This is a genomic window from Halonatronomonas betaini, assembly GCF_015666175.1.
GTDB lineage: Bacteria > Bacillota > Halanaerobiia > Halanaerobiales > Halarsenatibacteraceae > Halonatronomonas > Halonatronomonas betaini.
This window is the reverse complement of sequence record NZ_JADPIE010000004.1, coordinates 245,790-268,123: the sequence shown is the minus strand read 5'-3', so window position 1 is coordinate 268,123 and position 22,334 is coordinate 245,790. Positions and strand designations below refer to the sequence as shown.

Here is a 22,334-nt window from a genome sequence, read left to right as displayed (position 1 = left end):
CTCATCATTTTTAAATTAAAGATCTATACCTGGTTTAATAGATTCAAGTCTGGCTGGACCAATACCATCAACATTTAACAACTCATCTAATTCAGAAAAATCACCATTTTCATCTCGGTAAGCTATAATTCTTCTGGCATAGGCAGGGCCAATACCTTTAACCTTTTCCAGTTCTGTGCTATCTGCTAGATTAATATTTACTTTTTCTAAATCAGAATCATCTCTGCTTGTTGTTTTAGCTTTCTTTTCTTCTTTAATTTCTTTAGCTTTTTTGATTTCTTTAGCTTTTTTGATTTCTTTAGTTTCTTTTTTATCTACAATTGAAATCTCCGGTTTTTCATCAACAATTATATCATCATATAAGTCTAAATATTTTTCTGCTGACTTATCCCAGCTAAAATCTCTTTTCATTATATTTTTTTGAAGAGTTTCCAATTCCTTCGGCTTAGACGCCAGATCTGCAGCAGCTTCAATAGCATTTAGCATCTTATGGGCATTATATTCTTTAAATGTAAACCCGGAACCTTCTCCGTCTTGATATGGTTCAACTGTATCCTTTAAACCTCCAGTTTCTCTTACAATTGGAACAGTTCCATATCTCATCGCAAATAGTTGTCCCAGACCACAGGGCTCAAATTGAGAGGGCATTAAAAAGAAATCAGAACTGGCATAAATTCTTTTGGCCAGGGTGAAATCATATTTGATTTCAGCTGCAACCTGATCAGGATAACGGTTAGATAGATCTCTAAAGAAGTCTTCATACTCAGGGTTGCCAGTTCCTAAAACCACAAATTGCAAACCTGTATTTACTATTTCTTCAGAGACATGCTTAATTAAATCTATACCTTTTTGTTCAACCAGTCTAGTAATTATACTTAAAATCCTTTTATCTGGATTAATCTCCAATCCTAAAAAGGATTGTAAAGCTCTCCTGTTTTTTGCTTTACCCTGAAAATTACTTGCATCAAAATTCGCAAATATTTCTTTATCGCTAGCAGGATCATTCTCATCAAAGCTGATACCATTTACTATTCCCTCAAGATCATCGCCTCTCATCCTCAAGGCATAATCTAAACCCTCGCCAAAATATGGTGTCTTTATTTCACTGGCATAGGTATTACTTACAGTTGTTATTTTATCGCCATACATTATTCCTGCTTTCATAAAATTAACAAGACCATCATGGCGAATATTTCCGTCATAAAAGTGAGCAGGGTCTACTCCTAAAGAGTCAGAAACTATTTCAGGTCCAAAAATCCCCTGATACCTTAAATTATGAATAGTAAAAACAGTTTTCATATCTCTATAAAAATTATATCTTTTATAATTATCCTTTAATAAAAGTGGAATAAGACCAGTCTGCCAGTCATTACAATGAATTATATCTGGTTTAAAATCTATCTCAGAAAGCATCTCAAGAGCTCCCCGCATAAATAAAATAAACTGTAAATGGCGATCCGGGTTATCATAGAGATTACTCCGGTCAAAATATTTTTTATTATCAATGAAATAAAAAGGAACACCGTTATGTTCTAATTTATTTACTCCTACATACTCATTTCTCCAGGTTATATTTGTTCTAAAATGTGTTACATGCTCAAGTTGACTTTTGTAAGTCGAATTTAACTGGCTATATTCAGGTAATACAACTCTAACATCATGACCTTTTTCTCTCATCGCTTCTGGAAGGGAACCGGCAACATCACCTAAACCTCCAGTTTTAACAAATGGAGCCGCCTCAGATGTCACAAATAAAACTTTTTTCTTAGCCATTTTTATCACTCCCACTTATAAACTTATAGTATTGCCAGGATAGTTATATTTTAATAAAATAAAATAACTCTGTCAAACTTTTTATTATTCCAGATTACTTATAATTTCTTATAAACTTTAACTTATAAAAGCAGGTATTATTACTTTTATCGAGAATTAATTAAGTGAGAAAAGTATTTTTTTGGCAGGGGGTTTTTTAAATGAAAAGTATTAAGCCTACAAATTATGATCAATATCTATTCCACAGTGGTAAACATTATCAGGCATATGATTTTATGGGAGCACATCCTGGAGAGTATAACGGCGAATCTGGAACTAAATTTACTGTCTGGGCACCTAATGCAGAAAAAATTTCAGTTGTTGGTGACTTTAATGACTGGCAAAAAAATAAGAACCAGTTAAAAAAGATTGAAGATAGTGGTTTGTGGGTTGGTTTTATACCTGAAGCCAGACCAGGAGATAAATATAAATACTGGATTACTGGCTATAACGGACAGGAACGGGTTAAAGCAGACCCCTATGCATTTAAAGCAGAAAAAAAACCTAAAACCGCCTCAATCGTTACTGATATGGACAAATACCAGTGGAATGATAGTAAATGGTTAAAAACGAGAGAAAACACAGATATTCTTAAAGAACCTGTTTCAATCTATGAAGTCCATTTAGGTTCCTGGAAAAGAAATTCTAAAAATGAAGTTTATAATTATAAAGAGATTGCAGATCTCTTAATTCCTTATCTACAGGAAATGAATTATACCCATGTTGAACTCCTGCCAATCGCAGAACATCCCTTTGATGGGTCCTGGGGATATCAGACAACAGGATATTTTGCTCTAACAAGTAGATATGGCAGCCCTGAAGACTTCAAATATTTTGTTGACAAATGCCATCAAGCCAGAATTGGAGTTATTATTGACTGGGTTCCTAGCCATTTCTGTAAAGATGATCATGGTCTTAGATTATTTGATGGAACTGAATTATATGAAAGCAATATTAAGTTAAGAGCTGAAAATCCACAATGGGACACTCTAAACTTTGATTTCGGACAACCGGAGGTATGGAGCTTTTTAATTTCCAATGCCATCTTCTGGTTTGAAGAATACCATATTGATGGTATAAGAGCTGATGCTGTAAGTAACATGCTATATCTCGATTATGGCAAAGAAAATTCAAACTGGGTCCCCAATGAATATGGTGGCCGAGAAAATATTGATGCAATTAAATTTTTAAGAAAGATGAATGAAGTAGTATTTTCCCAATATCCAGGTGTCATGATGATAGCTGAAGAATCTACTTCCTGGCCCCAGGTCACTTCTCCAGGCTATATTGGTGGACTCGGGTTTAATATGAAATGGAATATGGGCTGGATGAATGATACCCTTGAATACATGAAGTCTGATCCTGTATTTAGAAAATGGGAGCATAATAAATTAACTTTTTCATTAATGTATACCTATTCTGAGAACTTTGTACTGCCTTTATCCCATGATGAAGTTGTTCATGGCAAAAGATCTCTACTTGATAAAATGCCTGGAGATTACTGGCAGAAATTTGCTAATTTAAGACTGCTTTATGCCTATATGATGGCCCACCCAGGCAAAAAGTTATTATTCATGGGTGGAGAGTTCGGACAATTTATAGAATGGAACTATAAACAGGAATTAGACTGGTTTCTTCTGGATTATACAAAACATCAGGAAATCCAGAACTTTGTTAGAGATTTAAATCAAACTTATCTAAATGAGTCTCCCCTCTGGGAACTTGATTATAGTCCAAAGGGGTTTGCATGGATTGAGCCAAATGATAATAGTCAGAGTGTATTAAGTTTAATCCGCTATAATACTAATGACCAACCAGTAATAATCGCTTTAAATTTCACTCCTGTTCCTAGAGATAATTATAGAATAGGAGTTCCAAAGGAAGGGGTTTATGAAGTTATTCTTAATAGTGATGAAGATATCTATGGGGGCTCGGAATATTCAGGAAAGACTAAATATCAGACTGATGCCCGTGAATACCATGGATTTCCCTATTCAATAGAATTAACTCTGCCTCCACTGGCAGGGATATATTTAAAGCCAGCAAAAGATAAACGAAAAATATCTAGACCATAATAAATCAGGAGGGATATTATGTCTAAAAAAGAAATGGTTGCAATGTTATTGGCTGGAGGAAAGGGTACCAGACTTGGAGTTTTAACAAAAGAAATAGCCAAGCCTGCTGTTCCTTTTGGTGCTGAATATCGTTTGATCGACTTCCCCCTCAGTAACTGTTCAAATTCTAATATTGATACAGTTGGAGTTCTAACCCAGTATGAACCACTTGTATTAAATTCTTATATAGGTAATGGAAGCTCATGGGATCTAGACCGTCGAGATGGTGGAGTTACTGTATTACCCCCATATATTCGAGAAGGAGGCGGGAGCTGGTATAAAGGCACAGCCCATGCAATTTTTGAAAACATAAAATATATTGATCTCTATGATCCAGATTATGTTCTTGTTCTTTCCGGTGACCATATCTACAAGATGGATTATTCAGTTATGTTAGAGGATCATAAAGCAACTAATGCTGATGCCAGCATTGCTGTAATGGAAGTTCCCTGGGAAGACACAAACAGATTCGGTGTCATGATTACTGATGATAAAAAGAGAATAGTAGATTTCCAGGAGAAACCTGATGATGCCAGAAGTAATCTAGCTTCAATGGGTATATATATCTTTAACTGGCCAATGCTTCGAGATTATCTCCAGGAAGATGCTGAAAACCCTGACTCTTCAGGTGATTTTGGTAATGATATAATACCAGCCATGCTGGATGATCAATTACATTTAAATGCCTATACATTCTCTGGCTACTGGAAAGATGTTGGAACTATAAAGAGTTACTGGCAGGCTCATATGGATTTATTAAAAACCGATAATATGGGGCTTAACCTATATGACAGAGACTGGGTAATCTACAGTGTTAATCCAAATAGGCCGCCACAATATTTAAGCAGTGAAGCAAAAGTTAGAAATTCAATGATAAATAAAGGTACAAAAATCCAGGGCGAGGTAGAAAATTCAGTAATTTTCTATGGAGTAGAAATAGGAAGAAATGCTGTAATTAAAGACTCTGTAATAATGCCTAATGTAAAAATTGAAGATGGTGCCTATATAAATAAAGCAATAATCGGTCAGGATTCATTAATCAAAGATAGTGCAAGAATCGGTATAGGAGATGTCTTAAAATATGATGTAACTGTAATAGGAGAGGGTGAAATAATTACAAACGGTGCCAAAATCGAACATGGAAGCATAGTCGGATAATCAATAAAATACAAAAGGAGGTAATATTATAATGAATAATGTTATGGCAATACTAAATAATAACCCTCAAGGGATTTCTTTAAAAGAATTAACTGGCCATCGTTCACTGGCTTCAGTACCTATTGCCAGTAGATATAGATTAATTGACTTTCCATTATCTAACCTTGTCAATTCAGGTATTGATAATGTCGGGATTTTATTAGAGTCCAGATTCAGATCACTGCTTGATCATATAGGACCTGGTAAAGCCTGGGGTTTGGATACAAAAAATGACGGTCTCTTTTTATTACCACCAGCTCACATTAACAAAACTGGCCATGTCTATAAAGGGGATATAGAAAACTTCCAGGCAAATTTAGATTATATACACCGTTCCAGCCAGGAATATGTTATAGTCTCATATCCATCAATCGTATGTAATATAGACTATGTTCCGATTGTAAAGCAACATATTGATTCCAGGGCTGATATTACAGTTGTATATAAGGATTTAGAAACACTATATAAAGATTCTCACTACACAACTATTAATATTAATGACGATAATCGGATAACTGATATGAAAATTAACCCTGATACTAGAAAAAATACCCAGGTTTCTTTAAAAAGATATATTATGAGAAAAGATATTCTTCTTGAGATAATTGATCAGTGTGTATCTACAGGCCAGTGGGATTTTGAAAAAAATGGAGTCTCAGCTAATCTTCAAAATTATAATGTACAGGGTTATGAAATTCATAATTATATAGCTATAATTAGCTCTTTAAGTGAATATTATCGTAGAAATATGGAACTCCTCCAGCCTAAAATATTCAATGATTTCTTTAGTACAAATGGCCCGGTATTCACAAAGCCAAAAGATGAGGCTGCTACAAAGTATACCAGTAAAGCAAGGGTTCATAATATTATTGCAGCAAATGGTTGCTTAATCAATGGAGAAGTAGAAAAATCTGTGTTATTTAGAGGAGTTAAGATTGGTGAAAACGCATCTGTCAAAAATTCAATTGTAATGCAAAAGAGCCAGGTTGGCCAAGGGGCTGAACTTGAAAATGTTATTTTAGATAAAAATGTTACAATAACCCCTGGCAAAAAATTAAAGGGTGACCCTTCATTCCCATTAATTATCGATAAAAACTCAATTATATAATCGAAAATGTCCCAGGTAGTCCTGGGACATTTTTAATTGCTTTAATCATTGGAATAAAGAACCATTACTGAATGGGGGGGGACATCTACTTCATCCGCCTTAAAAGTATTGAAGGTTTCAGTGCCAGAATGCCTGTCATCAACAATAATATTCCAATTTTTCTTATTCACAAGGTTTACATTTGCCCAGTCCCACCAGCTATTATAGATAACTATTATCTCCTTCCAACTATCTCCACCAGCATAAGGACCTAATTTGAATGCTATTATCCCAGGTGGTGTCTCTAAAAACTTTAAGTATTTACGAATTTCCTCTTCAGATTTTAGCCTGAAGGCTGGATGTTCTCTTCTTAAAGTTATTAAACCCTGATAATATTTAAAAGTATCATTGTATTTGCTTTTTCTACCCCATTTTAAAGCATTTATTTTATTGCCAGCATTATAGGAGTTACTATTTCCATATTTAGTTCTTAAAAATTCTTCTCCTCCTAATAAAAAAGGAACCCCTTGAGAAGTCATTATTATTGCCTGGGCAAACCTATCTAAAACAATTCTCTCTTTCTCATCTACGGCTGGAAAAACACCCTGAATTTTGTCCCAGAGTGTATGATTATCATGGCAGCTCACATAATTAATTGTCTCCTCCGGTACAAGAGCAAAACCTTTAATTTCTTTATTATAGTTTATTTCACCAACAATACCTCGCTCGATTGCCCTCTCTAAATTATTATGACCACCAATAAATCCTTGAGTTCTCAAATCATTCTCACCTTTGATTGCATTTCTAAAACTATCATTAAAAACTCCAATACCTTTGCCTTTTTGATCACCCTTTAATATAATCTCTTTTTCTGATAACTGTGGAGGCAATGCATACCAGGGTTCGCCATATACTAATATATCCGGATCAATTTCATATAATCCTTTTCGTATTTTTAACATTGTCTCTTCATCAATTAAAGCCATTAAATCAAACCGAAAACCATCTATATGATATTCTCTGGCCCAGTATAAGACTGATTCCACGATGAATTCCTGGACTTTATCCTTTTCTGTGGCAATCTCGTTGCCTACACCTGAACCATTAGCCAGCTCATCCTCATTATACCAGCGATAAAAATATTCTGGAGCTATTTTATTAAATGCAGATTTCTCAGTATAATATGTATGATTATAAACCACATCCATTATAACACCAATATTATTTCTATGAAGAGCCTGAATTAGTTTTTTTAATTCTTTAATTCTAGAAAAATTAGATGGATTAGTTGCATAAGAACCTTCAGGAACATTATAATATAATGGATCATAACCCCAATTATAATCTTCAATATCCTGATCATCTACTGTGGCAAAATCAAATACTGGCATTAATTGAACATGGGTAATCCCTAATTCTTTTAGATGATCCAAACCAGTTTTCAGTCCTTCACTATTAACTGTACCAGTTTCAGTAAATCCAAGATATTTACCTTTGTTTTTAATTCCAGATTCAGGATGGATACTGAAATCCTTTACATGCAATTCATAAATCACTGCATCCACCGGAGAATTTATACTAATCCTTTTATCTTTATTCCAATCAGGAGGATTAGTCTTCTCTAAATCAACAATAATTCCTCTCTCACTATTTACTCCTACTGCTTTTACCCAGGGATCAACAGTCTCAACCCTTTCCCCATCACGCTCAATCTCTAACCAATAATAAACGCCATGCAAACTCTCTGGAATGCTTTTATACCAGATATTTTTTTCTTTTTCCTCTAATTCCAGTTGAGCAAATACTTGATCATTATCATTATATGATAAGTTAACAATAACTTCATCGGCATCTTTAATCCAGAGCTTTATATCAGTGCCATTTAAACCTACTTTTATACCATAACTAAATTGATCATATGTATTATAACCTTTAAAAGACTTCAAATGACCAGGCCTCCCCAGGACAACATTAATAATAAACTATCCACTTATAATTATAACATAAATTAGTGATTTAAAAAATTTAATTTTACTATTTTAAGCTATTGATGTATAATAATAAGCATATCATATGATAATATTTTTTGATTTTAAGTATATGAGGAGGCAATAATGAAATATGAATGAAAAAATCACTAAAGGTATTAAAAAAGACCCGGCCAGAGTAGCTTATTTCTGTATGGAATATGGTCTAAATGAAGATTTTAGAATTTATTCTGGAGGTTTAGGAGTTTTAGCTGGTGATACTATGAAAGCTGCTAAAGACTTAAATCTACCTGTTATTGGAATAGGTATTATGTGGAATAAAGGCTATACCAAACAATTAATTGATGACTATGGAAGACCTTATGACAACTTCCCTCCTGAGGGACAAAATTATAAACATGTTGAGGATACTGGAATTACAGTTACTGTAGAGGTTGAAGAAACTGATGTTAAATGTAAAGTCTGGAAAGTTGATAAATTTGGGAATAACACAATCTACTTACTTGATACCAATCTTGAAGAAAATGGAAAGTATAAATGGATTACTGAAAGATTATATGTAGGTTCATCTGAAGAGAGAATTGCCCAGGAAATTGTTCTAGGAATTGGTGGTGTAAGAGCTTTAAGAAAATTAGATATCGATGTCGATATTTATCATTTTAATGAAGGCCATGCTGCCCTTGCTGGAACTGAATTAATCCAGGAAAAAATCAAAAAAGGTTATGAATTTAATCAGGCCTGGGAAGAAGTTAGATCAGAAATAGTATTTACAACCCATACTCCTGTTAAAGAGGGCAATGAATCACATCCAATTGAAAATTTAGAAAAAGTTGGGGCCTTCAATGGTCTGGAGAAAGAAGAAATGGAAGAGATTGGAGGCAATCCTTTTAACATGACTGTGGCTGGATTAAGATTATCTTCAAGGGCAAATGGTGTTGCTAAACTTCATGGAGTAACAGCCAGAGAAATGTGGCAGCATGTAGAAGATAGAGCCCCTATTATCTCAATAACTAATGGTGTGCATTTGCCTTCCTGGGTTGATGAAAGGATGTTTGACAGCCTTTTTGATAAAGAAGAAATCTCTAAACTGCATAAAGAAAATAAAAAAGCTTTAATTGATTTTATTGAAGAGGAAAATGGTCAAAAATTCAGAGAAGATAGATTATTGATTGGTTTTGCCAGAAGAGCAGCAACCTACAAGAGACCTGATATGATCTTCTGGGACATTGACAGAATCAAACATCTCCTAGAAGATCAAAGATTACAGTTAGTATTTTCTGGCAAGGCCCATCCTGAAGACAATAAGGGGAAAGATATCATTACAAAAATAGTTGAAATCTCAAAGGAATACCCACAGAGTGTAACTTATCTTGAAGATTATAATATTAAAACTGGTCGAATGATGACCAGAGGCGCCGATGTCTGGCTAAATAATCCTCGTCGTCCTATGGAAGCTTCAGGTACTTCTGGAATGAAAGCCGCCATGAATGGTGTTCTTAATTTCAGTACTTTAGATGGCTGGTGGAATGAAAGCTGTCAGCATGGTATTAATGGCTGGCAATTTGGAGATGCCTATGTTGGTAATGGCCAGGATGAACATGATCTCTTTGGGCTATATCATGTTCTCTTAGATCAAATTATTCCAACCTATTATGAAGATAGAGAAAGATGGTTAATGATGATGCAATATAGTATAAAGATGACCCATGATCGTTTTTCTGCTGAAAGAATGCTCACTGATTATTATGAACTCTTATATCAAATCTAAAAATAGAAATCAAACGGCCTCTATTCTCGAATTTCGGGGATAGAGGCCGTTTATCTTTAATATATTATTCAAGTTTAGATCTTAATTATATTTAGAGTTTATATAATAGGTTTTCTTCATGTTTAACTCTTTCTTCTTCTCCTTTTAAGTATTCAATAATTGACAGAGCAAAATTCATGGCTGTTCCAGGCCCTCTTGAGGTTATTATATTATCATCAATTACAACCGGGTCTTCAAGGTAATCATATCTAACAAATTCATCTGCAAATTCAGGATAAGAAGTTAATTTCTTACCGTCTAAAATTCCTGCACCCTTGAGTACAATTGGAGCTGCACAGATTGCAGCAACAAGTTTATCTCTGGCATCAAATTCCTGAACTAAAGAGATAATATTTTTATCCTGCCTCAAATTTTCAGCACCTGGCATTCCACCTGGCAAGACAATCCCATCAAATACCCGCCAGTTGATATTTTTAAACCGCTGATCTGCTTGAATTATTAGGCCATGGGCTCCCATTACATCTGTCTCTGTTAAACCTGCAACAACAACTTCAATATCTGCTCTTCTCAAAAGATCAATTACAGTCACCGCTTCAACCTCTTCAAATCCTCGGGCTAATGGAACGATTATCTTTGCCATTTTTTCACTCTCCTTATTAGAATTTTAATCCAGTTCATCCAATTCTTCTATTAAGCCAGTTTCAATAACTCTTTCAAAAAATTCCCTAACCAGCGGAGCGGCAACACGTCCCCCCACCCCACCTTCTTCAACTAATAATGCAAATGCTAAATCTCTATCCTGAAAGTCTTCAATAAAACCGGCAAACCAGGCATGAGGGTCTCTTCCTGTTATTTCAGCTGTGCCGGTCTTCCCGTAAATATTAATGCCATCAAGATCCACCTGGCGGCCTGTGCCATCAGTTACAACTTTTCTTAATGCTCCCTGTAAACTCTCAGCTGTCTCTTCAGATATCACCTGATCCATCTCATAACCATAGTCATCTATCATTAATGTAACTTCTGGAGCATACCCATTATTAGCAAAGGGAATAAATAGTTTTGCCATATGGAGTGGTGAGATCAATACCTGATCCTGTCCAATTGCTGACCAGGCCAAACCGACCTGACTTCTGCCTGGATTTCCGATTTGACCTGCCTGTAAAGGTAAGCCAAGGTCTGGAGCTGATGACAGGCTAAAACTATTAAAATAATTTTCCAGCTCTTCAGCACCTAATTCCAGTCCAACTTTAGCCATTGTAGTATTGATTGAACGGACAACTGCATCCTCTAAAGTATGTTGATTAAAAACTTCTCTCTCAAAATTTCTAATAATATTACCTTCAACTGTCAGTTCTCCTTGATCATTAAATTCGCTATCCAGCTCGTAAATTCCTTCATTTAAAGCTGCAGCAGCAGTTAATATTTTAAAGGTAGAACCTGGAGGGTAACGGCCCTGAGTTGCCCGATTAAATAATGGCCTATCTGGATCAGTCGTTAATTGTGACCATCTGGAGCCACTAATCCCCTGTACAAACTCATTAGGATCAAAACCTGGTGTAGAGGCAAGAACAATTATTTCCCCGGAATTTGCATCTAATAAAACTAATGAAGCCCTCTCCCCTGCCAGTATATCTACAGCTTCATTCTGTAATGAAATATCCAGCGAGATATTGATATCCTCTCCATCAACTGCTGTTAATTGCCTGAATAATTCCCGGTCACCTTCTGTTTCTATATAAAATTCATAACCTGGCTTTCCTCTAAGAATTTCTTCCTGACCAATCTCCAGACCACTTCTTCCTACTCTTTCTCCAGCCTGATAATCCCTTTCAGGATAATAATCAATCATCTCTGCTGTTACTTCGCCTAAATAACCTGTAATATGGCCAACTGTCGTATCATATGGATAAACTCTACTATCCTGTCTCCTAAAAAAAATACCTGGAATTGGGCGAAGAATTGGGTCTAATTCAGCAAATTCTGATTCAGATACAGTAGCTACAGGGACAAACCAGTGATCCTGTACACCCTCTGCCTGGTATTCTCCTGTTAAATATTCTTCTGAAAGAACAAGTTCTTCATAAAGTGTTTCGTGCAATAACTCTGGATCTTCAACTCGACCTGGCTGAATTCCAATATTTATTACTGATCCACCGCCAGCTAATAATTCTCCATTTCTATCATAAATACTCCCTCTTTCAGGATAAAGCCGTCTTCTATCATAAGAAGCTTCCAGGCCATATTCAGGTAATGGAAGATAGTCATTCCAGTGAACTTTCCAATCCAGGATACCATCTCTAGATAACTCCATTACAAAGTCAATATTTATATCTTCAAAAAATTCACTGATATAATTAATCTCAACCTGGTACTCAGCTTCAAAGAGAGACTCTTCTAAAGAATCAAATTCCACTAATTCAATCTCAAATAAACTGAAATTATTACTGAAATCATTAAAAGAGTCAGTTAATCGCTCAGCTGATGGTCTTTCAAATCCTGAATGATGAAATTTAACCATGTTTTCAAAATCTTCAGTTACAAAGGTATTTAAATACTCTTCTGCAACATCTGCTGGCAAAGGGTAAATAAATTCAGCTAAAAAATATCCTGCACCTAACATTAAGCCTGCCACAATAATTATTATAATCGCTAACCTCATATTAGAGCCTCCTAGAAAATTTATTAAAAATAAAGGAAAAAAGATTTTTTTATAGAATAATATAACGAAACCCAAAAGGAGGTATCTATAAAAATGAAAAAATATTTAACTTTAGTCTTAGTTCTTGCATTTCTTTTAACTTTTACAACCTCAACTCAAGCCTTAGTCGAACCGACTGTCAATGAAGGCCAGGGCTATTTCACAGTTAGTCTTGTTCCAGGAGGAGACACTGGCTTTTCCATTGGTGGAGACTTTGGCATTACCAATACTGCAGGGATATTTGGTGAAATAGGAGATCCCTATTCCCGTCTTGGCTTAAAATACCAGTTAAGCCCTGAATTTGCAGTAACAGGTGGCTATGTTGTTGACAACTCAGTCTTTCTAGGTTTGAATACCTCTATTCCAGCTGCTGATAATTTAAGAATAGCAGGAGAATTAGGACTGGTAGCACCAGATAGTGATTTAGCACTAATGTATCAGGCCGGGGTTATCTATGACCTCCAGCAAAATATTGATATTAGAGCTTCTGTTAATGGTATTACTTCTGATACAAATAGGTTCAAGCTTGGATTTGGCTACTCTTTCTAATAAAAAATAATTATAAAAATATACTATCCCCGCTTGTCGGCGGGGATTTTATTATTTTATTCTATTTTATTATACCATAATATTAATGATTCTTTAATCAATGGGTCATCTTTCTTTTTAATACGCTCTAATTTATTATTGATATTTTCAACTTCATCAGCTGAAAGATAAGACTGTTCTCTTAAATCTATTAAAGTTACTAAAAAATAATATATTAACCAGGGATCTCTAGCAGTTTCAAGATTGTCAATAGTAAACCTTTTAACTCGATTCCATTCTTCTTTCTGCTTTAAAATTTCAAGCCAGAATCTTGAAAATTGGTCGATCTTATTTCTGCTGGCAGTACTTTCGATTTCATTTGTAAACTTAAAGAAAGTACAGTCATTTGTTAGATTATCAGTATAATCAGGAGCATGTTTAAGGAGTTTATCTGCTAATTTTTCAGGGTCTTCTTTCTTTTTTAATAACCAGTATCTCAGAAAATCTAAAAACTGATTAAAATCAAATTTATCTTCAAAACTTTCTTTTATTGTTTCTTTTACTTTCTTTGCTTCTTTTATATTCAGCTTATTAAAATATACAAAGTATTTTTCAGGACTATTTATATTCCTGTATCTAATTAATAACCTCTTATACTTAATTAAATACCAGCTCGGGAATATTGAAATAGCAAATAATATTAGCACTCCCCTTAAATATAATTGTCTCCAAAAAAACTTATTATCTGTATTATATAATAAGCGGTTTGGAGAAATTAAACTAATAGAATCATTAATTATTCTGGCATTATCTTTAGCTATTTCAATTAATTCCTCGCCGGAATAATCTTTAGAACTTCTTGATAATATACCAGCTAAGAGACCAGTTACCCTGGGGGCTGCAAAGGAGGTTCCTGCTTGCCTATAGGTTATTGTCTGAAATGAACTCATTCTTCCTGGAAGATAACGGACTACATCACCAGAAGCAGCTAAATCGACTCTATTATTATAGGTGGCATAATCAGCCAATCCTCGTCTGCTGCCGCTGGTTATTGAAAAAGTCCCCTCATAGGATGCCGGATAATACAAATAATCATCGCCACTATTGCCTGCAGCTGCAATCGTTGTAATTCCCATATCTTTTAAGTTTTGAAAAAGTTCTTCTTCAACCTGGTTGCCATCCATAAATGCCAGACTTATATTAATTAATACTCGCTTATTCTGATTTACTATCTGCTCAAAATAAATTTCCTGGAGAAATTCTTCAAATTGCTGACGTCTTTCTGCCTGGCTGATAGGCTGAATTTCTCTTTCCCGAATTATTAAATTGCTGGTTCCAGCGCTGCTCTCAATTATTTCTCTAACCAGCTGTCCGTGACCTGGCCTTAATCTGTAATCGTCAGGTCTTTGAATTCTATTGGTCGGTCCAAACATTGGGTTAAAACTTGCATCTATTATATAAACAATTACTGGCTTCTCTTCTCCTCGCTGCAGCTCATAATATAATGCTAAAGATCCAAAAATTAATGCTAAAGCTAATAACAATATTAGGATTTTTTTCATAAGTAACCTTTTTCCTGAAGTTTATAAAGTGGTGATTTCTCTTTAAGCCAGTCTCTATCAACTTTTGCCATTAATCTTTTAGCCTCTTGATTTGCTTTATTGATAATCTGCTCTTCATTGGCAGGCAAAAATTTATGATCTTTAACTACAAACTCACCTGAAATCATGACTGATTCTACCTCCTGGCCTGAGGCTGAATAGACTAAATTAGGAACCAGGTTTCTTAATGGCGAATTTATAACTGGTGTTAGAGCAGGTGATTTTAAATCAATAAAAATTAAGTCCGCTTCTTTCCCAGGAGCTATTGAACCAACTTTATCTGAGATATTTAAAGCTTCTGCTGCTTTACTTGTTGCAAACTGTAAAACCTGGCCGGCATTTAAAACCCTGGGATCAGATGATTTAATTTTATTGAATAACGAAGTCAGTTTTATTTCATTGAACATATTATTGCAATTATTGCCTGGAGCCTGATCACTCCCTAAAGAAATGCGATCAGAAACTTCTAAAAATTCCTGTAAAGGTGGGACAAGGCCATCAATTATTCCTATACTCCCGGAGCAAATTGTCAATGCTGCACCTGATTCTGCCAGCAGTTTCGTTTCTTCTGGTGTCGCTTCAGTTAAGTGAACTGCTCTTAATTCAGGTCCTAAAAGTTTGTTTTTATTTAAAATTGGGATAGTTCTATCTCCATATCTCTTTTCAATCTGCCAGTCTTCTCTGTCACCCTGAGCTACATGCATATGGATTTGAATATCAAGGTTTCTTGCCTGTTTATAGATCTCCTTTAATAAATCCATTGAAACCATATCCAGTGCCTGAGGCCCTAAATTAAAGTCTAGTAAATCATCATTTTTATATTTATCTATAATTTTCAATGCAGAATCTAATTCTTTTTCACCTTTTTTGTGATCAAAATTATATAACTGTCCAGGTTCAGCTGGATTCTTTTTATCAAGCTCATTTATCGTTTTAGCCAGAACACCTCTTACACCGAATTCCTGACAGGTACTTGCAGTAATATCTATTTCTGAGCCAAAATCTCCAATAGTAGTTGTGCCATTCTTAATTGCTTCCAGTATATTCAGTCTAATAGCCGCCTCAGAGGCTTCCTGATCCAGGTGTTGGCTAAAGGGCCATAGTCCTAATTCCATCCAGTTATTTAAGTCCTGAGCCAGCCCTCTAAATATAGATATTTCTGTATGCATATGAGCATCAATAAATCCTGGCATAATTAATTTATCTTTACCTGAAATATATTCTTTCGCTTTATATTTATCTGTAATACTATCATTTTGTTCTGCAATGAAAGTTATTTTACCATTATTTATACCAATAGAAGCGTCGTTATAATAACCGACGCCATTTTCCATTGTCAGAACGGTTGCTCCATCAATGATTAAATCAATCATCATTTCAGCCAACCCCCTGATATTAATTTTTCTTAGCCTTAGAAATAATTATACCTTCTTCAGTCTCTTGAATCAAAACATCATCACCTGGTTTGACACCAATTGCATCCATTACCTCTTTATCAAAAGTGATTTCTCCGTCTCCTGAAATATATATTTCAGCCATGTTTCACCTACTTTCCAGGATAAACTTACTTATATTTTTATAAAAAACTTTTATCCTTGTTACATTATATTCTAAGTCAAAATCATTGTCAAGTATTTTTGTAAAAAATGTTAATATTTTTTTATTAATTATTTCTCTGATATCTTTAGGTAATAATTGTTATTAATAACTCTGCTGTAGATAGGTTTTAAACCCTGCTCTTTCATAAGATTAATTACCTCTTTAGGGCTCAGTCTATGCTCTAAACCAGGGCCTTCTTCTGTCTCTTTTTTTCTCCATTCTATAACTAGCAGGCGCCCGCCAGTTTTTAAAAATTTAAGATAATCTTTTAAAAAATTATTGATGTCAGGAACTTCATGGAGTATATTAGCCATAATTATAAAATCAATTTCTTTATTTTTAAGCATATTTATTTCAGAAAGATTTGCCCCTTCTTCTGAAACTTTTAAAGTTTTAATATTATTAATATCAGACTCCTCTGCCCTTGAATTTAATGAGTCCAGCATTTCCTGATAAATATCAAAGCCAAAAACTCTGCCATTATCTCCAACAATTTTAGCAGCAGGTAGTGCAAAAAAACCATTCCCACAGCCAACATCAAAAACTGACATCCCCTCTTTTAATCCAGCAGCAGTAAGCAGTCTTTCAGGTTTAAAGAGCCTCCTTCTTTCATCTGATATAAGTTTATCTTTATTTTCAGGATTAAAGATATGAGCCATTATTATCACCTCTAACTTTCTATAAATTTTCTGAATAATTACATTTTATTGTTTTTATTATACTATAAACAAATGAAAGATTAAAATTTTTTCAGTTTGCCCACATAATTTACTCATTAATTCTATTAGAAAGTCTATTAAACTAAATTTACCCTGGATATTAAATATTCATCCAGGGTATAATTTATATTATATTTAAGCTATTTCATCTATTAATTCCGGGATGATTTCTTTTAAATCACCAACAATACCATAATCACATATATCAAAAATTGGGGCTTCTGGATCTTTATTAATCGCTATTATATAATCTGAGTTCTGCATTCCAGCTTTATGCTGGATTGCCCCTGAGATACCACAGGCAATATATAAGGTTGGTTTTACTGTTTTGCCAGTCTGGCCTACCTGATGTTCTTTTTGTATCCAGCCTTCATCAACTACAGCCCGTGATGCCCCGACTTCGCCGTCCACAGTTTGAGCAAGCTCTTCTATTAAACTAAAGTTTTCAGGACAGCCAACACCTCTACCGCCGGCAACAATAATATTTGCACTTTCTAAATTAATTGAAGCTTTAGGCTCTTTAATTATATCTTTAATCTTAGTTATTATATTCTTTTCTTCAATCTCAGGTTCAATTTTGATTATTTCTCCAGTCCGATTGCTGTCTTCTTCTAACTCCATCATAACTCCTGGCCTAACAGTAGCCATCTGTGGCCGATGTTCTGGACAGACAATTGTAGCCATTAAATTGCCACCAAAAGCTGGCCTGGTCTGCAAGAGGATCTCTTCTTCAGAGTCTATATCAAGTTCTGTACAGTCTGCTGTTAATCCAGTATCAAGCCTGGCTGCCAGTCTCGGGCCAAGATCTCTACCATTATTGGTAGCCCCTAATAAGACTATCTCAGGTTTTTCTTCTTTAATTAAATCAGATATCACCTGGGTATATGGCTCAGTTCTATAGTTTTCAAGTTCTTTATTTTCTAATAGGAATACTTTATCAGCACCTCTATTAATTAATGTCTTAGCCTGCTCTGATAAATTATTTCCAACTAAAACAGCTGTTACATTGGCATCTTTCTTTTTAGCCAATTTCCTGGCTTCACCTATTAACTCAATCGATACATTTAATAACTCTCCCTCTCTCTGTTCAGCTAAAACCCATATACCTTCATATTGATTTAAGTATGAATTATCTTTTTGAGAATTAGTAATTAACTCGATTGCTTCAAAGTTACAGTGATCAACACATACACCACATAATGTGCATTTTTCTTTATCAACAATTGCAATATTTTCCCTCATATATAAGGCATCATAGGGACATTTATCTATACAGGCTTCACAGCCAACACAATTTTTATCAATTATTTTAAGCATCCAAAATTCCTCCTATATTACTTTCTCTTGTTTCAGGTTATTTACTAATAATTTTACAGCACTCTGGGTTTTTGAATCATATATTTCTCCCTTTTTTTCATGGGTTGGCACAAAGGTATTGGCAACCTGGGTCGGAGAAGCATCAAGTCCTAATTTATTTTCATCAAGTTCAATATCATCTTTGGTCCAATTTATTATTTTATCCTGATTATATATTTCAATAATCCTTTTAATACTTGGATATCTTGGCTGATTTATTGTATTTAAAATTGTTACTAAAGCCGGCAGCTCTGTCTCTAATTCCATTGAGCCATCTTCTATAGCTCTACTGACAGATATTTTAGTATTATTGATTTCCAGTGATTTAACATATGTTAACTGGGGTAAATCTAAGTTTTCAGCTATCTGCGGGCCTACCTGGGCTGTATCTCCATCAATTGCCTGACGGCCACATAATATTAAATCAACATCTCCAAGCTCTTTGATAGCCTGGGATAAAGTATAAGCTGTTGCCCAGGTATCAGAGCCGGCAAATACTATATCTGATAATAGGATAACCTGGTCAGCCCCGATTGCATAGGCCTCCCTTAAAGCCTCTCTGGCCTGTGGTGGCCCCATGGTAATAGCTATAACCTCAGCTCCATTTTCCTCTTTTATTTTGACAGCTTCCTCTAGAGCATTTCTATCTTCTGGATTTATAATGCTGGGTACACCTTTTCTAATAAGGGTACCCTTTTCTTCATCTATTTTTACCTCATCAGTATCTGGTACCTGTTTAATACAAACGACTATCTTCATTTTAATTAATGCCTCCCTGTTATAAAACTGAATTTGCAATTACCATTTTTTGAACCTCAGTTGTTCCCTCATATATTTCAGTAATTTTAGCATCTCTTAATAATCTTTCAATTGGATATTCTTTCATATAGCCATAACCACCATGTAACTGTATGGCCTTATTGGCAACATCGGTAGCTGTCTCTGAAGCAAAATATTTAGCCATAGCAGCTTCTTTAGAGAATTTCTTGCCTTCATCTTTAGTTTTAGCAGCTTTGTAGACAAGATTTTTAGCAGCCTCTATTTTTGTTGCCATTTCAGCAACTATCCACTGAAGACCCTGAAATTTACCTATTGGTCTGCCAAACTGTTCACGCTCTCCAAGATATTTTACTGATTCTTCTAGAGCCCTTTCAGCTATGCCTAATGCCTGGGCAGCAACACCAATTCTACCGCCATCCAGTGTCTTCATTGCAATTACAAAGCCCTGGCCTTCTTTTCCTAATAGATTTTCTGCAGGGACTTCACAGTCCTGAAAAATTAGTTCCCTGGTATCTGAAGCATTGATACCCATTTTTTCTTCTTTTTTTCCTAAAGTAAAGCCTGGATAATCTTTTTCGACTATAAAGGCAGATATCCCTCTAGTCCCTTTTGATTTATCTGTCATTGCAAAGATTATAAAAGTATCAGCAACCCCTGCATTGGTAATAAATATTTTGTTACCATTTAAGATATATTTATCGCCTTTTTTTTCAGCTACAGTCTGAATATTAGATGCATCTGAGCCAGCATCAGCTTCTGTTAATGCAAATGCTCCTAATTTTTCTCCCTTTAACATCGGTTTTAAGTACTTTTCTTTCTGTTTATCATTACCATATTGATAAATAGGCTGACAGCCTAATGATGTATGTGCTGATAATATTATCCCATGAACTGCACAGGCCTTTGATAGTTCTTCAACGGCTATAATATAACTTAAAGTATCCCCACCTGCACCTCCTAATTTCTCAGGAAAAGGAATGCCTAACATATCAGACTTGATCATTTTCTTTAAATTATCAGTCGGGAATTCTCCAGTCTTATCAATTTCTGCCGCTATTGGCTTAACCTCTTTTTCTGCAAAATCTTTAACCACTTTTTGAATCATTTTCTGCGTATCTGTTAAATTAAAATCCATATTTGATTCCTCCATTAATTTTTAAGTATTTATCATTACTTCTGCATTACCAGTCAATACTTCAATATCATTTTGATTAAAACAGCTTGTATTTAATTCAAGAATATTTTTTCCTGGTTTTTTATCAATAACCTCTACTCTGGCTGTAAGAGTATCATTAATTTTAACTGGCTTTTTAAATTTTAAATCCTGAGAAAGATAAATAGCTCCTGGACCAGGCAATTTGGTTCCTAGAACAGCAGAAATTAAACCTGCCGAAAGCATTCCATGAACGATCCTATCTTTAAAAAATGAATCTTTAGCATATTCCTGATCAATATGTACCGGATTAAAATCTCCGGTAATCCCTGCATAATTTGATACATCAGACTCTGTAATAGTTTTAGAAAAAGAAGCAGTCTCACCTATTTGAAAACTATCATAACTTTTTTTCTCCACAAACCTCACCCCTTAAATAGATTAAAATAAGTGAATTTCTTCACTTTGATAGGAAAAATTAAAACGCCATTACCTTAAACTTAAATTTTTTTGTGAAAACTTTAATTACCATGTTTATCATATCACAATCCAGGTATATATTTCAACAGTTTATATAAATTAGTAATATTAAGATAATTGTGATAATACTGGGGTAATGGGGAAATCTGTATGCGTTTATTTTCTTTCTTTTAGATATTTCAGTGAAGGAATACCAGCGATCTTTTCAGCTGAATGGATTGAATCTAAAATTGCTTCAGATATAATTTCAGCAGCCTTATTACCAAGCAGTGAAATATCTATCTTTTTATCTCCAGTAGAAACTGCATAGACTGTATCTCCATCAAGCATTGTATGGGCAGGGGTGAGACTTCTGGCCAGTCCATTCTGGCCAAGTTCGGCTACTTTTTTCGCCTGATTTTTATTAAGACTGGCATCAGTTGCAATGACTGCAAGGGTTGTATTTTCTATACCAAATTCTTTATTACCTTCATGACTTTCCAGCATGTTCATTGTATTTAAAAACTCATTTTCTTCTCTATCATAAGCCCCGGCAATTATATTACCGGAATGCTGACACCTTAGATCTCCAAAAGCATTCAATACAACAACAGCTCCAATACTTATGCCATTTGGAAATTGATAGTAGGCAGTACCGATACCTGATTTCATCATAAACGCGGGCCCTTTGACCTTTCCAATTGTAGCTCCAATTCCTGCTCCAATATTTCCTTTTTTCATTTCTGCTGAAGAAGCCGATTTACAGGCTGAATATGCCAGGCTGGCATCTGGCCAGGCAGGTTCTCCTATCAGAAAATCAAAGATAACTGAAGCTGGAACTATTGGGACTGGTATTACACCTGTCTCAAAACCAATATTATTTTCTTTTAAGTATTTCATTACCCCGGCTGCTGCATCAAGTCCAAAAGCGCTGCCACCAGTTAAAAGGATTCCATGTACCTTATCAACAGCTTTCTCCGGGGCCAGCAGGGCTGATTCCCGGCTGCCTGGTGCCCCTCCTCTAATATCCACTCCTGCAGTTGCACCTTTTTCGCCTGTTAAAATAACAGTGCAACCTGTCAACTCTTTTTCCAGCTGGGCATGGCCAACCTTTATTCCAGGAACATCTACTATCGATTTCATTTTTAAAACCTCCAGATAATAAGATTAGTCAGGACTATTTAAAACAAAAAAATTACCGAATATACCAATAGTTGTTGAACTTTCTTCACCATTTAAATCCGGGATATTAGTCTCATAAATACTAAATATAACATAATTATTTCGACTGGAAGCCCTTCTAATCATTGGTTCTCCAACAAATCTGGTGAGTAATTCTTCAAATTGATTAGATGCTTCTTCACTTGACTGATCGGCAACCCAGCTTACATAATCATCCATACCTGGATTAGTTACAGCCATCAAAATCATTATTATAAGAATTAATAATATGAAAAATTGACTGCTTTTCATTA

19 protein-coding genes are annotated in these 22,334 nt (G+C 34.8%); 5 read left to right on the top strand and 14 right to left on the bottom strand.

What is annotated here, in order from left to right; translation table 11 throughout:
* Positions 1-15: 15 nt before the first annotated feature.
* A complete protein-coding gene (gene glgA / locus I0Q91_RS08765) occupies positions 16-1,773 on the bottom strand; it encodes a glycogen synthase GlgA (protein ID WP_270454113.1) in 1,758 nt (585 codons plus the stop codon).
* Between the two features lie 200 nt (positions 1,774-1,973).
* On the opposite strand from glgA, the gene glgB reads away from it, so the two are divergent.
* The 3 genes from glgB to glgD are packed head-to-tail and all read left to right on the top strand — an operon-like array spanning position 1,974 to position 6,231.
* Positions 1,974-3,887, top strand: coding sequence for a 1,4-alpha-glucan branching protein GlgB (gene glgB, locus I0Q91_RS08760; protein ID WP_270454112.1), 1,914 nt, complete (start codon positions 1,974-1,976; stop codon positions 3,885-3,887).
* Positions 3,888-3,905: 18 nt separating this feature from the next.
* The gene (locus I0Q91_RS08755; protein ID WP_270454111.1) at positions 3,906-5,084 is read left to right on the top strand and encodes a glucose-1-phosphate adenylyltransferase; all 1,179 of its coding nucleotides are present in this window, start codon (positions 3,906-3,908) and stop codon (positions 5,082-5,084) included.
* Between the two features lie 31 nt (positions 5,085-5,115).
* The gene (gene glgD, locus I0Q91_RS08750) at positions 5,116-6,231 is read left to right on the top strand and encodes a glucose-1-phosphate adenylyltransferase subunit GlgD (protein ID WP_270454109.1); all 1,116 of its coding nucleotides are present in this window, start codon (positions 5,116-5,118) and stop codon (positions 6,229-6,231) included.
* A 41-nt stretch (positions 6,232-6,272) separates the two neighbouring features.
* Here the strand turns inward: glgD and pulA are convergent, their stop codons facing one another.
* Positions 6,273-8,156 (bottom strand): type I pullulanase, encoded by a 1,884-nt coding sequence (gene pulA / locus I0Q91_RS08745; RefSeq protein WP_270454108.1) that lies wholly within the window; start codon positions 8,154-8,156, stop codon positions 6,273-6,275.
* Between the two features lie 175 nt (positions 8,157-8,331).
* On the opposite strand from pulA, the gene glgP reads away from it, so the two are divergent.
* Positions 8,332-9,966, top strand: coding sequence for an alpha-glucan family phosphorylase (gene glgP / locus I0Q91_RS08740; RefSeq protein WP_270454107.1), 1,635 nt, complete (start codon positions 8,332-8,334; stop codon positions 9,964-9,966).
* Positions 9,967-10,057: 91 nt separating this feature from the next.
* On the opposite strand, the gene I0Q91_RS08735 is transcribed toward glgP, so the two are convergent.
* Positions 10,058-10,606, bottom strand: coding sequence for a DJ-1 family glyoxalase III (locus I0Q91_RS08735; RefSeq protein WP_270454106.1), 549 nt, complete (start codon positions 10,604-10,606; stop codon positions 10,058-10,060).
* Between the two features lie 24 nt (positions 10,607-10,630).
* A complete protein-coding gene (locus tag I0Q91_RS08730) occupies positions 10,631-12,625 on the bottom strand; it encodes a peptidoglycan D,D-transpeptidase FtsI family protein (RefSeq protein WP_270454105.1) in 1,995 nt (664 codons plus the stop codon).
* Positions 12,626-12,718: 93 nt separating this feature from the next.
* On the opposite strand from I0Q91_RS08730, the gene I0Q91_RS08725 reads away from it, so the two are divergent.
* The gene (locus I0Q91_RS08725) at positions 12,719-13,213 is read left to right on the top strand and encodes a hypothetical protein (RefSeq protein WP_270454103.1); all 495 of its coding nucleotides are present in this window, start codon (positions 12,719-12,721) and stop codon (positions 13,211-13,213) included.
* 56 nt (positions 13,214-13,269) lie between these two features.
* On the opposite strand, the gene I0Q91_RS08720 is transcribed toward I0Q91_RS08725, so the two are convergent.
* From I0Q91_RS08720 to I0Q91_RS08675, 10 genes are all read right to left on the bottom strand, one after another.
* The gene (locus I0Q91_RS08720) at positions 13,270-14,754 is read right to left on the bottom strand and encodes a S8 family peptidase (RefSeq protein ID WP_270454102.1); all 1,485 of its coding nucleotides are present in this window, start codon (positions 14,752-14,754) and stop codon (positions 13,270-13,272) included.
* Positions 14,751-16,169, bottom strand: coding sequence for an amidohydrolase family protein (locus I0Q91_RS08715; protein ID WP_270454100.1), 1,419 nt, complete (start codon positions 16,167-16,169; stop codon positions 14,751-14,753). The genes I0Q91_RS08720 and I0Q91_RS08715 overlap by 4 nt, the downstream gene beginning before the upstream one ends.
* Positions 16,170-16,188: 19 nt before the next feature.
* Positions 16,189-16,332, bottom strand: coding sequence for an AbrB/MazE/SpoVT family DNA-binding domain-containing protein (locus I0Q91_RS08710; RefSeq protein ID WP_270454099.1), 144 nt, complete (start codon positions 16,330-16,332; stop codon positions 16,189-16,191).
* A gap of 128 nt (positions 16,333-16,460) precedes the next feature.
* On the bottom strand, positions 16,461-17,051 hold the full coding sequence (locus tag I0Q91_RS08705; RefSeq protein WP_270454097.1) for a class I SAM-dependent methyltransferase: 591 nt from the start codon (positions 17,049-17,051) through the stop codon (positions 16,461-16,463).
* Between the two features lie 195 nt (positions 17,052-17,246).
* A complete protein-coding gene (locus tag I0Q91_RS08700; RefSeq protein WP_270454096.1) occupies positions 17,247-18,428 on the bottom strand; it encodes an electron transfer flavoprotein subunit alpha in 1,182 nt (393 codons plus the stop codon).
* 12 nt (positions 18,429-18,440) lie between these two features.
* Positions 18,441-19,226 carry an electron transfer flavoprotein subunit beta/FixA family protein gene (locus I0Q91_RS08695; RefSeq protein WP_270454095.1) on the bottom strand — a complete coding sequence of 262 codons (786 nt, stop codon included), beginning with the start codon at positions 19,224-19,226 and terminating at the stop codon, positions 18,441-18,443.
* 19 nt (positions 19,227-19,245) lie between these two features.
* Positions 19,246-20,382: an acyl-CoA dehydrogenase gene (locus tag I0Q91_RS08690; protein ID WP_270454094.1), complete on the bottom strand. Its 1,137-nt coding sequence runs from the start codon at positions 20,380-20,382 to the stop codon at positions 19,246-19,248.
* Positions 20,383-20,403: 21 nt separating this feature from the next.
* Positions 20,404-20,820: a MaoC family dehydratase gene (locus I0Q91_RS08685; RefSeq protein ID WP_270454093.1), complete on the bottom strand. Its 417-nt coding sequence runs from the start codon at positions 20,818-20,820 to the stop codon at positions 20,404-20,406.
* A gap of 216 nt (positions 20,821-21,036) precedes the next feature.
* Positions 21,037-22,002, bottom strand: a complete 966-nt coding sequence (locus I0Q91_RS08680) for a P1 family peptidase (protein ID WP_270454091.1) — start codon at positions 22,000-22,002, stop codon at positions 21,037-21,039.
* A 24-nt stretch (positions 22,003-22,026) separates the two neighbouring features.
* The gene (locus I0Q91_RS08675) at positions 22,027-22,332 is read right to left on the bottom strand and encodes a DUF4359 domain-containing protein (RefSeq protein WP_270454089.1); all 306 of its coding nucleotides are present in this window, start codon (positions 22,330-22,332) and stop codon (positions 22,027-22,029) included.
* Between the last annotated feature and the right edge of the window lie 2 nt (positions 22,333-22,334).

Excerpts from the sequence above, each read along its gene's own strand:
- I0Q91_RS08680 (WP_270454091.1), bottom strand. The coding sequence starts at position 22,002 with ATGAAATCGATAGTAGATGTTCCTGGAATAAAGGTTGGCCATGCCCAG.
- I0Q91_RS08725 (WP_270454103.1), top strand. The coding sequence starts at position 12,719 with ATGAAAAAATATTTAACTTTAGTCTTAGTTCTTGCATTTCTTTTAACT.
- I0Q91_RS08710 (WP_270454099.1), bottom strand. The coding sequence starts at position 16,332 with ATGGCTGAAATATATATTTCAGGAGACGGAGAAATCACTTTTGATAAA.
- I0Q91_RS08675 (WP_270454089.1), bottom strand. The coding sequence starts at position 22,332 with ATGAAAAGCAGTCAATTTTTCATATTATTAATTCTTATAATAATGATT.
- I0Q91_RS08695 (WP_270454095.1), bottom strand. The coding sequence starts at position 19,226 with ATGAAGATAGTCGTTTGTATTAAACAGGTACCAGATACTGATGAGGTA.
- glgD (WP_270454109.1), top strand. The coding sequence starts at position 5,116 with ATGAATAATGTTATGGCAATACTAAATAATAACCCTCAAGGGATTTCT.
- I0Q91_RS08715 (WP_270454100.1), bottom strand. The coding sequence starts at position 16,169 with ATGATGATTGATTTAATCATTGATGGAGCAACCGTTCTGACAATGGAA.
- I0Q91_RS08755 (WP_270454111.1), top strand. The coding sequence starts at position 3,906 with ATGTCTAAAAAAGAAATGGTTGCAATGTTATTGGCTGGAGGAAAGGGT.
- I0Q91_RS08705 (WP_270454097.1), bottom strand. The coding sequence starts at position 17,051 with ATGGCTCATATCTTTAATCCTGAAAATAAAGATAAACTTATATCAGAT.
- I0Q91_RS08700 (WP_270454096.1), bottom strand. The coding sequence starts at position 18,428 with ATGCTTAAAATAATTGATAAAAATTGTGTTGGCTGTGAAGCCTGTATA.
- glgB (WP_270454112.1), top strand. The coding sequence starts at position 1,974 with ATGAAAAGTATTAAGCCTACAAATTATGATCAATATCTATTCCACAGT.
- I0Q91_RS08690 (WP_270454094.1), bottom strand. The coding sequence starts at position 20,382 with ATGGATTTTAATTTAACAGATACGCAGAAAATGATTCAAAAAGTGGTT.
- I0Q91_RS08730 (WP_270454105.1), bottom strand. The coding sequence starts at position 12,625 with ATGAGGTTAGCGATTATAATAATTATTGTGGCAGGCTTAATGTTAGGT.
- I0Q91_RS08735 (WP_270454106.1), bottom strand. The coding sequence starts at position 10,606 with ATGGCAAAGATAATCGTTCCATTAGCCCGAGGATTTGAAGAGGTTGAA.
- glgA (WP_270454113.1), bottom strand. The coding sequence starts at position 1,773 with ATGGCTAAGAAAAAAGTTTTATTTGTGACATCTGAGGCGGCTCCATTT.
- I0Q91_RS08720 (WP_270454102.1), bottom strand. The coding sequence starts at position 14,754 with ATGAAAAAAATCCTAATATTGTTATTAGCTTTAGCATTAATTTTTGGA.
- glgP (WP_270454107.1), top strand. The coding sequence starts at position 8,332 with ATGAATGAAAAAATCACTAAAGGTATTAAAAAAGACCCGGCCAGAGTA.